At 71.7% G+C, this 11,938-nt stretch carries 14 protein-coding genes and 1 riboswitch; of the genes, 6 read left to right on the top strand and 8 right to left on the bottom strand.

Annotated features, from left to right (window positions below; genetic code table 11):
* Positions 1–5 precede the first annotated feature (5 nt).
* The 5 genes from ACF1G2_RS26335 to ACF1G2_RS26315 form a co-directional block, all read right to left on the bottom strand.
* Positions 6–695 carry an urease accessory protein UreF gene (locus ACF1G2_RS26335; RefSeq protein ID WP_391800635.1) on the bottom strand — a complete coding sequence of 230 codons (690 nt, stop codon included), beginning with the start codon at positions 693–695 and terminating at the stop codon, positions 6–8.
* Entirely contained in the window at positions 695–2,416 is a 1,722-nt protein-coding gene (locus ACF1G2_RS26330) for an urease subunit alpha (protein ID WP_391800634.1), read from the bottom strand. Before ACF1G2_RS26330 ends, ACF1G2_RS26335 begins: the two co-directional genes overlap by 1 nt.
* Positions 2,409–2,738, bottom strand: a complete 330-nt coding sequence (locus ACF1G2_RS26325) for an urease subunit beta (RefSeq protein WP_391800633.1) — start codon at positions 2,736–2,738, stop codon at positions 2,409–2,411. The genes ACF1G2_RS26330 and ACF1G2_RS26325 overlap by 8 nt, the downstream gene beginning before the upstream one ends.
* A gap of 16 nt (positions 2,739–2,754) precedes the next feature.
* On the bottom strand, positions 2,755–3,057 hold the full coding sequence (locus ACF1G2_RS26320; protein WP_383226920.1) for an urease subunit gamma: 303 nt from the start codon (positions 3,055–3,057) through the stop codon (positions 2,755–2,757).
* Positions 3,058–3,194: 137 nt separating this feature from the next.
* Positions 3,195–3,815, bottom strand: a complete 621-nt coding sequence (locus tag ACF1G2_RS26315) for a TetR/AcrR family transcriptional regulator (RefSeq protein ID WP_391800632.1) — start codon at positions 3,813–3,815, stop codon at positions 3,195–3,197.
* A gap of 104 nt (positions 3,816–3,919) precedes the next feature.
* Here ACF1G2_RS26315 and ACF1G2_RS26310 point away from each other — a divergent pair, with 104 nt between their 5' ends.
* Entirely contained in the window at positions 3,920–4,915 is a 996-nt protein-coding gene (locus ACF1G2_RS26310; protein ID WP_391800631.1) for an ABC transporter permease, read from the top strand.
* A gap of 169 nt (positions 4,916–5,084) precedes the next feature.
* On the opposite strand, the gene ACF1G2_RS26305 is transcribed toward ACF1G2_RS26310, so the two are convergent.
* A complete protein-coding gene (locus tag ACF1G2_RS26305; protein WP_391800630.1) occupies positions 5,085–5,369 on the bottom strand; it encodes a type II toxin-antitoxin system Phd/YefM family antitoxin in 285 nt (94 codons plus the stop codon).
* Positions 5,370–5,424: 55 nt separating this feature from the next.
* Here ACF1G2_RS26305 and ACF1G2_RS26300 point away from each other — a divergent pair, with 55 nt between their 5' ends.
* From ACF1G2_RS26300 to ACF1G2_RS26290, 3 genes are all read left to right on the top strand, one after another.
* On the top strand, positions 5,425–6,048 hold the full coding sequence (locus ACF1G2_RS26300) for a ClpP family protease (RefSeq protein WP_391800629.1): 624 nt from the start codon (positions 5,425–5,427) through the stop codon (positions 6,046–6,048).
* A 7-nt stretch (positions 6,049–6,055) separates the two neighbouring features.
* On the top strand, positions 6,056–6,361 hold the full coding sequence (locus tag ACF1G2_RS26295) for a hypothetical protein (RefSeq protein ID WP_391800628.1): 306 nt from the start codon (positions 6,056–6,058) through the stop codon (positions 6,359–6,361).
* 314 nt (positions 6,362–6,675) lie between these two features.
* A riboswitch (cyclic di-AMP (ydaO/yuaA leader) is annotated at positions 6,676–6,873 on the top strand.
* Positions 6,874–6,876: 3 nt separating this feature from the next.
* Entirely contained in the window at positions 6,877–7,353 is a 477-nt protein-coding gene (locus ACF1G2_RS26290) for a C40 family peptidase (protein ID WP_391800627.1), read from the top strand.
* A 58-nt stretch (positions 7,354–7,411) separates the two neighbouring features.
* Here the strand turns inward: ACF1G2_RS26290 and ACF1G2_RS26285 are convergent, their stop codons facing one another.
* Together ACF1G2_RS26285 and ACF1G2_RS26280 are read right to left on the bottom strand one after the other, a co-directional pair.
* Positions 7,412–7,870: an ATP-binding protein gene (locus ACF1G2_RS26285; RefSeq protein ID WP_391800626.1), complete on the bottom strand. Its 459-nt coding sequence runs from the start codon at positions 7,868–7,870 to the stop codon at positions 7,412–7,414.
* 158 nt (positions 7,871–8,028) lie between these two features.
* Positions 8,029–9,195 carry an 8-amino-7-oxononanoate synthase gene (locus ACF1G2_RS26280; RefSeq protein ID WP_391800625.1) on the bottom strand — a complete coding sequence of 389 codons (1,167 nt, stop codon included), beginning with the start codon at positions 9,193–9,195 and terminating at the stop codon, positions 8,029–8,031.
* Between the two features lie 144 nt (positions 9,196–9,339).
* Here ACF1G2_RS26280 and bioB point away from each other — a divergent pair, with 144 nt between their 5' ends.
* Together bioB and ACF1G2_RS26270 are read left to right on the top strand one after the other, a co-directional pair.
* Positions 9,340–10,635, top strand: coding sequence for a biotin synthase BioB (gene bioB, locus ACF1G2_RS26275; protein ID WP_391800624.1), 1,296 nt, complete (start codon positions 9,340–9,342; stop codon positions 10,633–10,635).
* Positions 10,628–11,908 carry an adenosylmethionine--8-amino-7-oxononanoate transaminase gene (locus tag ACF1G2_RS26270; RefSeq protein WP_391800623.1) on the top strand — a complete coding sequence of 427 codons (1,281 nt, stop codon included), beginning with the start codon at positions 10,628–10,630 and terminating at the stop codon, positions 11,906–11,908. The genes bioB and ACF1G2_RS26270 overlap by 8 nt, the downstream gene beginning before the upstream one ends.
* Positions 11,909–11,938 lie beyond the last annotated feature (30 nt).

Genomic DNA, 11,938 nt, shown 5'->3' with positions numbered 1-11,938 from the left:
AAGTCTCAGGACGCGAAGAGGCGTACGGGCCAGGCCGCGTGTTGTTCGGCGGTGATGTCGAGGAGGGGTGCGGAGGCGGCGGGGAGGGCGTCGACGCCCTGACGTGCCGCGGTGGCGGCCCGCTCGGCGACCCGGTCCATCTCGGGGGCGAGGCGGGCGAGCACGGCGGTGGCCCGGAAGGGGTCGAGGCTGAGCAGCCGTACGGCCGCGGTGGCGGGGCCGCTGACCGTCTCGTACACGACACAGTGCGCGGCGTCCTCGGGGCCGAGCCCCGCCGCGCGTGCGGCGACGCCGAGTACGACGGGCTGGTGCGCGCCGCGCGGGAACGCCGCGGCGAGCGCGTCGAGTTCGGCGCACGGCCAGGTGGCGCGTGCCGCCCGCATCATCTGCCGGCCGAGCTTGCGGGCGACCGTGCGCAGGGCCGGTGAGGGGGTGCGGGCGTCGGCGGCCGCGTCGAGCGTGTGCGGATCGTGGCCGAGGGCGGCCGCGGCGGCGAGACCCGCCGCGGTGAGCCCGGTGGTGTGCAGACGGCCTCTGCAGAAGGACTCCAGGCTCGCCGGGTCCGTGATCCGTCCGGCCTTGACCGCGGCCTCCGCGCCGCCGGAGTGGGCGTGCCCGCCGGCCGGGAAGCGCCCGTCGGAGAGGACGAGGAGCGCGGCCCGGCCGACGCCGTTCGCTGGGGTGGTGGAGGTCATCAGAAGAGGAAGTACCTCTGGGCCATGGGCAGTTCCTCTGCGGGCTCGGGCTCGACCGGTTCGCCGTCGATCGTGACGGTGAAGGTGTCGGCGTCGACTTCGACCCGGGGCAGGGCGTCGTTCTCCCGCATGTCGGCCTTGGTGACCCGGCGGGTGCTCCGGATGGGGGTGAACTCCTTGTGCGCGGCCACCCGTTGCGCGAGGTCGTCCTCGATCGCCGCCTCGGCGACGAAGTTGAACGAGCCTGCGGCGGCGGCCCTTCCGAGCGCTCCGAACATCGGGCGGGGCAGCACGGGCTGCGGGGTCGGGATGGAGGCGTTGGCGTCCCCCATCTGCGCGTACGCGATCTGGCCGCCCTTGAGCACGGTCTGCGGCTTCACTCCGAAGAACGCCGGGTCCCAGAGCACGAGGTCGGCGAGCTTGCCGGGTTCGACCGAGCCGATGAGGTGGTCCATGCCCTGCGCGACGGCGGGGTTGATCGTGTACTTGGCGACATAGCGACGCGCCCGGTGGTTGTCCGCGCGACCGTCGCCGGGCAGGGAGCCGCGACGCCGCTTCATCACGTGCGCGGTCTGCCAGGTGCGCATGATCACCTCACCGACGCGGCCCATCGCCTGGGAGTCGGAGGAGATGATCGAGATGGCGCCGAGGTCGTGCAGGACGTCCTCGGCGGCGATGGTCGAGGGGCGGATGCGGGACTCGGCGAAGGCCAGGTCCTCGGGGACGGCCGGGTTCAGGTGGTGGCAGACCATCAGCATGTCGAGGTGTTCCTCGATGGTGTTGACGGTGTGCGGCCGGGTCGGGTTGGTCGAACTGGGCAGGATGTACGGCTCGGAGACGACGGTGATGATGTCGGGGGCGTGCCCGCCTCCGGCGCCTTCGGTGTGGTACGCGTGGACGGTTCGGCCCGCGATCGCGGCGAGGGTGTCGCCGACGAATCCCGCCTCGTTCAGGGTGTCGGTGTGGATGGCGAGCTGGGCGCCGGTCTCGTCGCAGACGCTCAGACAGGCGTCGATGACGGCCGGGGTCGCGCCCCAGTCCTCGTGGATCTTGAACCCGAGCGCGCCGCCGCGGAGTTGGGAGTGCATGGCCTCCCGGGACATGGTGTTGCCCTTGCCGAGCAGCCCGATGTTCACGGGGAGGGTGTCCAGCGCCTCAAACATCCTGGCCAGGTGCCAGGGGCCGGGGGTGATGGTGGTGGCCTTGGTGCCCTCGGCCGGCCCGGTGCCGCCCCCGACGAGCGTGGTGATCCCCGTGGCGAGGGCCTGTTCGACGACCGTGGGCGAGATGAAGTGGACGTGGGCGTCGACGGCGCCCGCGGTGACGATCTTCCCGTTGCCGACGATCACCTCGGTCTCGGGACCGATGACGAGGTCGGGGTGGACCCCGTCCATGGTGTCGGGGTTGCCCGCCTTGCCGATGCCGGTGATCCGGCCGTCGCGGATGCCGATGTCGGCCTTGACCACGCCCCAGTGGTCGATGATCACGGCACCGGTGATCACGGTGTCGGGCGCGCCTTCCGCCCGGGTGGTCCGGGCCTGGCCCATCGACTCGCGGATGACCTTGCCTCCACCGAACACGGCCTCGTCGCCCGCGCGGCCGGGGCCGCCGGAGCGGTCCTCCTCGATCTCCACGAGCAGGTCGGTGTCGGCGAGCCGGATACGGTCACCGGTGGTGGGGCCGAACAGGTCGGCGTAGACGGCGCGGTGCAGCTCAGGCACGGTCGCCTCCGTTCACGTCGAGGGGGCCGGCCGTCTCGCCGCGCAGGCCGGGGACGACGCGACGGCCCCGGAGGGGGACGAGTTCGACCTCGACCGGGATGCCGGGCTCGAAGCGCACCGCCGTGCCGGCGGCGATGTGCAGCCGCTGCCCGCGCGCGGCGGCGCGGTCGAAGTCCAGACCGGGGTTGGCCTCGGCGAAGTGGTAGTGGGAGCCGACCTGGACGGGCCGGTCGGCGGCGTTCAGGACGGTGAGGCGGGTGACGGGGCTGCCCTGGTTCAGGGCGATGCCACCTTCACCGTAAAGAGTCTCTCCAGGGATCATCGGCTGCGCTCCCCCGTCACACGATCGGGTCATGGACGGTGACGAGCTTGGTGCCGTCGGGGAAGGTGGCCTCGACCTGGACGTCGTGGATCATCTCGGGGATGCCCGTCATCACCTCGTCGCGGGTGAGCACCTTGCGGCCGGAGGCCATCAGCTCGGCGACGGTACGGCCGTCGCGGGCGCCCTCCAGGACATGGGTGGTGATCAGGGCGACGGCCTCGGGGTGGTTGAGCTTCACACCGCGCGCCCGGCGCTTCTGGGCCACGTCGGCGGCCACATGGATGAGCAGGCGTTCCTGCTCGTGCGGCGACAGTTGCACGCTTCCACCTCACAGTCGTCCTCCGGGCAAGTCCCCGGACAGCAGCGGACCTTACCGATCGTCAACACTCTGTTGATCTGCGGTGATGGCCCGCCCGGCCAGACATTGCACGTTAAGGCGGAAGTTTTTCCGGCGCGTTAACTCGGGCTTTGCACGTCCATGGACATCAGCCCGCGCAGGCCGTCTTCCAGGATTTCGACCTCCACGTCCCCGAAGAGCGCCTGCTGCGCGATGAATCCCTGGGCCGTGGCGATGAGGGTGCGGGCGACCCGGTCGGCGGGGACGTCCGCGGCCATGATCCCGCTCGCACGGTAGGCGTCGACGAGCTTCCCCCAGGCCTCGCGCATGCCGTCGTACCCCTCGGAGAGCGTCCGGAAGAGGTGTTCGTTGCGGAGGGTCTCCGACCACACCTGAAGGATCAGCCGTGCGAAGGCCTGCCGATCGGCTCCCTCGATGCGCTCTTCGAGGAAGAGTCGCAGGACGGCGCCGAGCAGCACGTCGGGAGTGGGCGGTGGGGTCGCGCGGGAGGCCTCCTCGAAGGCGCCGCGGATTCCGGCGAACGCCTCCGTCGCGATGGCCGCGATCAGCTCGTCCTTGCCGCTGAAGTAGCGGTAGACGGCACCGGCAGAGAGGCCCACCTCGGTCAGGACGTCCTGCATGGACGTGGCGTGGAAGCCGTTGCGGGCGAAGCAGCGCGCGGCGCCGTCGAGGATCTGACGGCGGCGGGCGTCGAGGTGTTCCTGCGAGACACGGGCCATGCCCGAAATCTAAAACGAACATTCATTCTTGACAAGCGAGCACGTCGGCGGGACAGTGAGGTCACCGTAAAACGAACGATCCTTCTCTTTGAATCGAGAGTGTCATGACCGCCACCCGCAAGACCGCCGCGGTGCTGGTACTGATCCCGGTCGTCGTGGCCCTGGCCCTCTGGGCCTTCGCCTGGCCCGCCGCCCGGACCGCCCCGCGCGACCTGCCCATCGGCGTCGCGGGTCCCGCCACCGCCACCGCCCCGCTGGAACAACGCCTCGCCGAACGCGCCGGAGCCTTCGAGGTGCACCGGTACGAGTCCGAGTCCGCCGCCCGCACGGCGATCGAGAACCGGGCCGTATACGGCGCGGTGGTCGTCACGCCGCAGGGACCGGAACTGCTGACGGCATCCGCCGCGAGCCCGGTCGTCGCCGGGCTGCTGCGCGAGGCCGTCACCGCACAGGCCCCGGCCGGCACCCAGATCAAGGTGACCGACGTCGTCCCGGCCCCGGCGGGCGACCCCCGGGGTGGCGCTTTCGGAGCGGGCCTGTTCCCGCTGATCCTGGCCGGCGCGGCGTCCGGCATCGTGGCGACGGTCCTCGGCCTGCGCGGCGCCCGGGCTGCCGTGACCCTGGTCGGCGCCGCCGCGCTCGCCGGGATCGTCGGCGCGACGCTCGCCCACAGCTGGCTCGGCGTGCTCACGGGCGACTGGTGGGCGGAGGCCGGGGTCCTCGGCCTGACCGTGTTCGCGATCGGCGCGACGATCGCGGGGCTCGCCGCGCTCGTCGGCAGGGCCGGCATCGGCGTGGGGGCTCTTCTGATGATCCTGCTGGGCAATCCGTTCTCGGGTGTGGCGAGCGCACCGGAGCTGCTGCCCGCGCCGGTGGGCGCACTGGGTCAGTGGCTGCCACCGGGCGCGGGCGGCAGCGCGCTGCGCTCGGTCGCCTTCTTCGACGGCGCGGGCGCGGGTCCGGCGCTGCTGGTCCTCGGCATCTGGGCGGCCGCCGGTCTGGCCGCGCTCCTGCTCGGCGGGCGGCGGGACCGCACCGCGGGCGTGGCGGCGGCCGCTCAGGCTCCCGTGCCGGCGCCCTCACCGGCGCCCGTGGGCTGACGCTCGCGGCGACCACCCACGGGGCGACGCCCCGCGCGGACGCCCGCATGGACGCCGCGCACGGACGCCCCGCATGGACGTCCCGCGGACGCCCGCATGGGCGTCCCGGCTGACGCCTTCTCATACGGCCGCGTGCCCCCGCTGTAGCGGACGGGGGCACGCGGCTTCGTCATGCGCCGGGGCTTCCGGGGGCGCGATGGCGCGCCGCGATGCCGAACCGGCCCTGTTCACCCGGAGCGGACGGGAGCGGGCGCACCTCGGAGACCGCGCTGGCCGCCAGGTCCTCCGCCGCCTCGTGCTCCGCTTCGAGTCTGTCCAGGTCAGCGGCCGAGACAAGGGCCACGAGGGGCTTTCCGTGCCGGGTCACGACGACGCGCTCGTTGCCGTACACCACGCGGTTGATCAGGTCGGCGAGCTCTGCACGTGCTTGCGTCACCGGAATCTCGTAGGCCATGCTCCTCATCTTACGGCCTGTACGTCCTGTACATTTTTTACAAGGAGGCGCCGCCATGCACGCTCGCTACGTCCTGCCCGAGTTCACCGAGCGCACGAGCTCGGGAACCCGGACCCTCGACCCGTACTCCAAGCTGCTCGACGAGCGGATCGTCTTCCTGGGCACACCGATCGACGAGACCTCGGCCAACGACGTCATCGCGCAGCTCCTGCACCTGGAGTACGCCGACCCGGACCGGGACATCTCGCTCTACATCAACTCGCCCGGCGGTTCGATCAGCGCCATGTCGGCGATCTACGACACGATGCAGATCGTCACGTGCGACGTGGAGACCACCTGCCTCGGGCAGGCCGTCTCGACCGCCGCCGTGCTGCTCGCGGCCGGCGCGCCGGGGAAGCGGCTCGCTCTGCCCGGCGCCCGGGTCGTGCTCCAGCAGCCCTCGACGGACGAGCCGTTGCAGGGGCAGCCGAGCGATCTCGCCATCCAGGCGGCCGAGTTGATCCGGCTGCGCGCGATGCTGGCCGGCATCCTGGTCACCCACACCGGGCAGACCCGCGAGCGGATCGACGCGGACATCGACCGCGTCACCGTCCTCGACGCGCCCGCCGCGACCGCGTACGGCCTGGTGGACCACGTGGTTCAGAACCGGGGGGCGTCGGGCGGCGTCGGGGCACGGTGAGCCGGACATGGTCCCCGAACTGCCGCCGCTGCCCGCCCTGACGCGTGCCGAGGGCGAGTTCATCGACGCGTATCTCGAAGTCGTCGACCTGCTCGGCCGGATCAATCCATCCAGGGGATCGCATACCTATGGGGCGCTGCGGGCGGCGCAGGCCCTGGTGGGGAAGGCGAGCGCCCTCCGTGACGCGCTGACGGTGATGCATGTCCGCGGGGAGGCCGAGGTCCACGCGGAGACATTGGCCCGTGCGTTGAGGGTGTTGGACGGGGAGCGCCGATCACAGCGGGTCACCGTGCCGGAGGCTCCGACGAGTTGACATTCCGGCGTGTCGTGTCGAGGTCCACTCGGAGCAGCGGAGCCGCAGAATCGCTCCCCCGTTCGGCGTAGTCGACGAATCGACATATGTGCGGGGTGAGTTGCGCAACGGGTGTACGCATCTGGCTGAATCGGGCGTTCAAGCCCTGGTCCGGGACTCGTCGGCGAAACCTCCGAAGATCACGAAACCTGCCTGTCCACCCGAATGGATCAGTCGTGAGGAGCCTCACATAACGTCGTTTCGACTCGGATTTCGCCCTGGTTGTGGGTCAAGATCCCTCACGACGACAAGCCCCCGCCACCGCGGCGGGGCGGTCCGGGCGGACGCCGAGTCCTGCCGCTGTCCCGGATGTCTGGTCGACAGGAGTGGATCGGCAGGAGTGGAGGACCCGAGCAGTACGGGACGGCCGGCCAGTGGGGCCGTTCCTCGGGGTGAAGCCGCAGCCGCGGCCGGGCAACTTCGCCAGCCCGAACCCGACAGGTCATCCTTCACAGGCGGCTGACGAAGGGTTGCGCATGAGTGCGCAGATTCATGTCCCGTCCATGCTGTCCCGGGCCGGAGCCGTCTCGGCTCTCACCCTCGCCGCCCTCGGCGGCACGATGCTGGCGCCAGGCGCAGCACCGGAGGCCCAGGCCGCGACGTCGCACGCCGGCAAGGCGCTGAACGTCGCCGCCTCGAAGAAGGGATCGCCCTACAAGTACGGAGCGGCCGGACCGACCCGGTTCGACTGCTCGGGGCTCACGCTCTACTCGTACAAGAAGGCGGGCAAGTCGCTGCCACGTACCGCGCAGCAGCAGTACAACAAGACCCGGCACATCAAGGCCTCCAGCCGCCAGAAGGGGGACCTGGTGTTCTTCCATTCGAGTGGCAGGGTCTACCACGTGGGGATCTACGCGGGTAGCGGCAAGATCTGGCACTCGCCCAAGACCGGCTCCTGGGTGAAGCTCGACAAGATCTGGTCGTCCAAGGTCTATTACGGCCGGGTCCGCTGACGCCGAGGTGAGCTGATACGGCGCGTGGGTGCGGTGGCGCCGCCGCACCCTCGCGCCCTCAGGAACCGGCCGGCTGGGACGCGAGCACCCGGTCCGGCGAGGCGGTCCAGGGGAGTTCGATCCAGACCGTCTTGCCGCCCTCGCTGGTCGGTGTGACGGAGAGCCGCCCGCCGGCCTCGGCCGCCAGGAAGCGGATGATGACCATCCCCCGGCCGTTGTCCTGCTGCACCGCGGCCGGAAGCCGCTTGGGCCAGCGGGGGTGGCTGTCGGTGACGCCGATGCGGAGCTGCTCCTCGCGCTCCAGGCGGATGTCGACGGTGAAGGTGGGCGACTGCCCGAAGGTGTGCTGGACCGCGTTGGTGGCCAGTTCGGAGACGATGAGCCGGACGGTGTCGGCGGTGTCCCCGGCCTCCGCGAGCCCCCAGCCGGTCAGGACGTCGGCGACGTATCTTCGGGCGGCGGACACCGAGGCGGGATCGCTCGGCAGAGTGACGGTTGCTTCCTGGTGGTCTGCCATGGCGACGCTGTCCCTTTCCCACCGGGCCCGGCCCGGATTGCGCTACGCGTCAGAGTGCCACCGATCGTGCCGCCTCGTATGGCGATCCACCAAGATATGTGCATATTTGTCGCTCGAAGCGGTGAACTCTGCTACGAGAGACCGTATTTGAGCTGCGGTCAGACGGTCGGGGGTGCTGTCCGCACGATCGTGGCGACGGCCTGCTCGATCTGCGCGTCCGTCAGATCCGCACGGGCCGTGAGACGCAGTCGCGAGACACCGTCCGGCACGGACGGGGGACGGAAGCAGCCGACGACGAGCCCCTGGTCACGGCAGTCGGCGGCCCACCGCAGCGCCGCCTCGGGCGAGGGCGCGCGCACCGAGACGACGGCCGCCTCCGGGCGTACGGCGGTCAGACCAGCCCCCGTGAGCATCCCGTGGAGCGTGGTGGCGACGGTCCTGGCACGCTCGGCGAGGCGGGGGTCGCTCTGGATCAGCCGCAGACTCGCCAGGGCGGCGCCCGCGGCGGCCGGGGCGAGGCCGGTGTCGAAGATGAACGTACGGGCCGCGTTGACCAGGTGCTCGATCACCCGGGCGGGGCCGAGGACGGCTCCGCCCTGGCTGCCGAGCGACTTGGAGAGGGTGACGGTGGCGACGACGTCCGGGGCGCCGGAGAGACCGGCGGCGTGGAGTCCGCCCCGCCCGCCGTCGCCGAGCACGCCCAGACCGTGGGCGTCGTCCACGACGAGCCCGGCGCCGTGGGCACGGGCGACCTCCGCCAGCTCGGCCAGCGGGGCCTGGTCGCCGTCCACGGAGAAGACGGAGTCGGAGACCACGAGGGTCCGGCGGTCCGGGTGGGCCTGGAGGGTCTTGCGTACGGCCTCGGGGTCGGCGTGCGGGACGACCGCCGTCTCGGCGCGCGACAGCCTGCAGCCGTCGACGATCGAGGCGTGGTTACCCGCATCGGAGACGATCAGCGCGTCCCGGCCGCTGAGCGCGGTGAGCGCGGCGAGATTGGCGGTGTAGCCGGAGGAGAAGACGAGGGCCGCCTCGAAACCGCAGAAGTCGGCGAGCTCGCGCTCCAGGCGGGCGTGCAGCCGGGTGGTACCGGTGACAAGACGCGAACCGGTGGAGCCGGCGCCCCACCGGCGGGCCGCCTCGGCCGCCGCCTCCGTGACCTCCGGGCGGTGGGTCAGTCCGAGGTAGTCGTTGCTCGCCAGATCGAGCAGATCCGACTCGGCCGGCCGCGGCCGGAGCGTGCGGACGAGACCCGCCTCCGCGCGGCGGCGCGCCTCCGCTTCGGTCCAGTCGAACGGGGTCCGGCGGGTGTCCTCGTCCCGGTGCATGGGGCAGATCCTTTTGTAGGCAGCGCACAGACCCTAACGGTCGGCGGCCAGGGACAGGGTGTGGCCATGCACACACCTCAATCGGGCTCGTTTGTTCAGATCCTCCTTGGCCGCGAGGTGTGCCGTAGGCGAGGATCACCCTTTATGGACCTGCTGAACACGCTGGTGGACAAGGGGCTGCGGCGCGAGCTGCCGAGCCGTGAAGAAGCGCTCGCCGTACTGGCGACCTCCGACGACGAACTGCTCGATGTGGTGGCCGCCGCCGGCAAGGTGCGTCGTCAGTGGTTCGGGCGGCGCGTGAAGCTGAACTATCTGGTCAATCTGAAGTCGGGGCTGTGTCCCGAGGACTGCGGGTACTGTTCGCAGCGGCTCGGCTCGACGGCCGGGATCCTCAAGTACGGCTGGCTGAAGCCGGACGAGGCCTCGCAGGCGGCGGCCGCCGGTGTCGCGGGCGGCGCCAAGCGGGTCTGCCTGGTGGCGAGCGGCCGGGGGCCGACGGACCGGGACGTGGACCGCGTCGGCAAGACGATCGAGGCGATCAAGGAGCAGAACGAGGGCGTCGAGGTCTGCGCGTGCCTCGGCCTGCTCTCCGACGGTCAGGCGGAGCGGCTGCGCGCGGCGGGCGCCGACGCGTACAACCACAACCTGAACACGTCCGAGGAGACGTACGGGGAGATCACCACCACCCACACGTACCAGGACCGGGTGGACACCGTGCAGAAGGCGCACGCCGCCGGTCTGTCCGCCTGCTCCGGTCTGATCGCGGGCATGGGCGAGAGCGACGAGGACCTGGTCGACGTCGTCTACGCGCTGCGCGAGCTGGACTCGGACTCGGTGCCGGTGAACTTCCTGATCCCGTTCGAGGGCACGCCGCTCGCGAAGGAGTGGAACCTCACCCCGCAGCGCTGTCTGCGGATCCTCGCGATGGTGCGGTTCGTCTGCCCCGACGTGGAGGTCCGGATCGCGGGCGGGCGCGAGGTGCATCTGCGCTCGATGCAGCCGCTCGCGCTGAACATCGCGAACTCGATCTTCCTCGGCGACTACCTGACCAGCGAGGGCCAGGCCGGCAAGGCGGACCTCGACATGATCGCGGACGCCGGCTTCGAGGTGGAGGGCGCGGGGACCACGACGCTGCCGAAGCACCGCGCGGACGCGCTCGCGGAGGCGGGTGCGGCCGCCGCCGCGGGTGCGGCCGGCGGGTGCGGCTCCCACGCGTCGGGCGGCTGCGGACCGTCGGGGTCCGCGGCGGCGCCGGCGGGCTGCGGCTCGCACGCCGAGTCGGGCGGAGGCTGCGGACCGTGCGGTGGTCACGCGCCGGCCGGGGCCCCGGAGGAGTCCACGGAGGCGGAGCCCGCCGCCGAGGGCGTGCCGGGGGCCCGTACGGACCTGGTGGCGGTACGTCGTCGGGGCGCCGGGACGGAGTTCGCGCCCAATGCGTAACGAGGAACTGCTGGCCCTGGACCGGGCGCACGTCTGGCATCCGTACGGCCCCATGCCGGGCCGTACGGACCCGATGGTCGTCGCGTCCGCGTCCGGGGTACGGCTCCAGCTCGCCGAACCCGTCCACGGGCAGGACGAGTTGATCGACGGCATGTCCTCGTGGTGGTCCGCGATCCACGGCTACAACCACCCGGTGCTCAACGAGGCGGCGCACGGTCAGCTGGACCGGATGAGCCACGTCATGTTCGGCGGGCTCACCCACGAGCCGGCCGTCCGGCTCGCCACGCGCCTGGTGGAGATCACGCCCGAGCCGCTCCAGCACGTCTTCCTCAGCGACTCCGGCTCGGTCTCCGTCGAGGTCGCGGCGAAGATGTGCCTGCAGTACTGGCGCTCGGTGGGCAAGCCCGGCAAGCAGCTCCTGATGACCTGGCGGGGCGGGTACCACGGGGACACCTGGCAGCCGATGTCGCTGTGCGACCCCGAGGGCGGGATGCACCAGCTCTGGTCGGGCGTGCTCCAGCGCCAGGTCTTCGTGGACGCGCCGCCGACCGCGTACGAGGAGTCGTACGCCGACATGCTGCGGGAGCAGATCGCGCTCCACGCGGACGAGGTCGCCGCGGTGATCGTGGAGCCGGTGGTGCAGAACGCGGGCGGGATGCGGTTCCACTCGCCCGAGTACCTGCGCGTGCTGCGCGAGGCGTGCGACGAGCACGGGGTGCTCCTGATCTTCGACGAGATCGCGACCGGGTTCGGCCGCACGGGCACGCTCTTCGGCGCCGGCCACGCGGGGATCTCACCCGATGTGATGTGTGTGGGCAAGGCGCTGACCGGCGGCTATCTGTCGATGGCGGCGACGCTCTGCACGACACGGATCGCCGAGGGGATCTCGCGCGGCGAGGTTCCGGTGCTCGCGCACGGGCCGACGTTCATGGGCAATCCGCTGGCCGCCGCGGTGGCCGGCGCCTCGATCGACCTGCTGCTGTCCCAGGACTGGGCGCAGGAGGTCAAGCGGATCGAGACGGGTCTGCGCGAGGGCCTCGCGCAGGCGGCCGCGCTGCCCGGTGTCCGGGAGGTGCGGGTGCTCGGCGCGATCGGCGTCGTCCAGCTGGACCACGACGTGGACATGGCCGCGGCGACGGAGGCGGCGGTCCGCGCGGGCGTCTGGCTGCGCCCGTTCCGCGACCTGATCTACACGATGCCGCCGTTCGTCACGGGCGACGACGACCTGGCCCGTATCTGCGCCGCGGCGTGCGCGGCCGCGGCGGCGGGCTGACGGCCGGGCGGCACGAGAGCGAGCCGGAAG

Origin of the sequence: Streptomyces sp. NPDC013457, from assembly GCF_043089925.1 — a bacterium.
Taxonomy (GTDB): domain Bacteria; phylum Actinomycetota; class Actinomycetes; order Streptomycetales; family Streptomycetaceae; genus Streptomyces.
The sequence above is the reverse complement of the archived record's forward strand: the minus strand, read 5'-3'. Positions and strand labels throughout refer to the sequence as shown.

What these genes read in the sequence shown, in the direction of transcription:
- ACF1G2_RS26310 (WP_391800631.1), top strand. Translation starts at nt 3,920, where the DNA reads ATGACCGCCACCCGCAAGACCGCCGCGGTGCTGGTACTGATCCCGGTC.
- ACF1G2_RS26285 (WP_391800626.1), bottom strand. Translation starts at nt 7,870, where the DNA reads ATGGCAGACCACCAGGAAGCAACCGTCACTCTGCCGAGCGATCCCGCC.
- ACF1G2_RS26335 (WP_391800635.1), bottom strand. Translation starts at nt 695, where the DNA reads ATGACCTCCACCACCCCAGCGAACGGCGTCGGCCGGGCCGCGCTCCTC.
- ACF1G2_RS26280 (WP_391800625.1), bottom strand. Translation starts at nt 9,195, where the DNA reads ATGCACCGGGACGAGGACACCCGCCGGACCCCGTTCGACTGGACCGAA.
- ACF1G2_RS26295 (WP_391800628.1), top strand. Translation starts at nt 6,056, where the DNA reads ATGGTCCCCGAACTGCCGCCGCTGCCCGCCCTGACGCGTGCCGAGGGC.
- ACF1G2_RS26290 (WP_391800627.1), top strand. Translation starts at nt 6,877, where the DNA reads ATGAGTGCGCAGATTCATGTCCCGTCCATGCTGTCCCGGGCCGGAGCC.
- ACF1G2_RS26300 (WP_391800629.1), top strand. Translation starts at nt 5,425, where the DNA reads ATGCACGCTCGCTACGTCCTGCCCGAGTTCACCGAGCGCACGAGCTCG.
- ACF1G2_RS26325 (WP_391800633.1), bottom strand. Translation starts at nt 2,738, where the DNA reads ATGATCCCTGGAGAGACTCTTTACGGTGAAGGTGGCATCGCCCTGAAC.
- ACF1G2_RS26305 (WP_391800630.1), bottom strand. Translation starts at nt 5,369, where the DNA reads ATGGCCTACGAGATTCCGGTGACGCAAGCACGTGCAGAGCTCGCCGAC.
- bioB (WP_391800624.1), top strand. Translation starts at nt 9,340, where the DNA reads ATGGACCTGCTGAACACGCTGGTGGACAAGGGGCTGCGGCGCGAGCTG.
- ACF1G2_RS26315 (WP_391800632.1), bottom strand. Translation starts at nt 3,815, where the DNA reads ATGGCCCGTGTCTCGCAGGAACACCTCGACGCCCGCCGCCGTCAGATC.
- ACF1G2_RS26270 (WP_391800623.1), top strand. Translation starts at nt 10,628, where the DNA reads ATGCGTAACGAGGAACTGCTGGCCCTGGACCGGGCGCACGTCTGGCAT.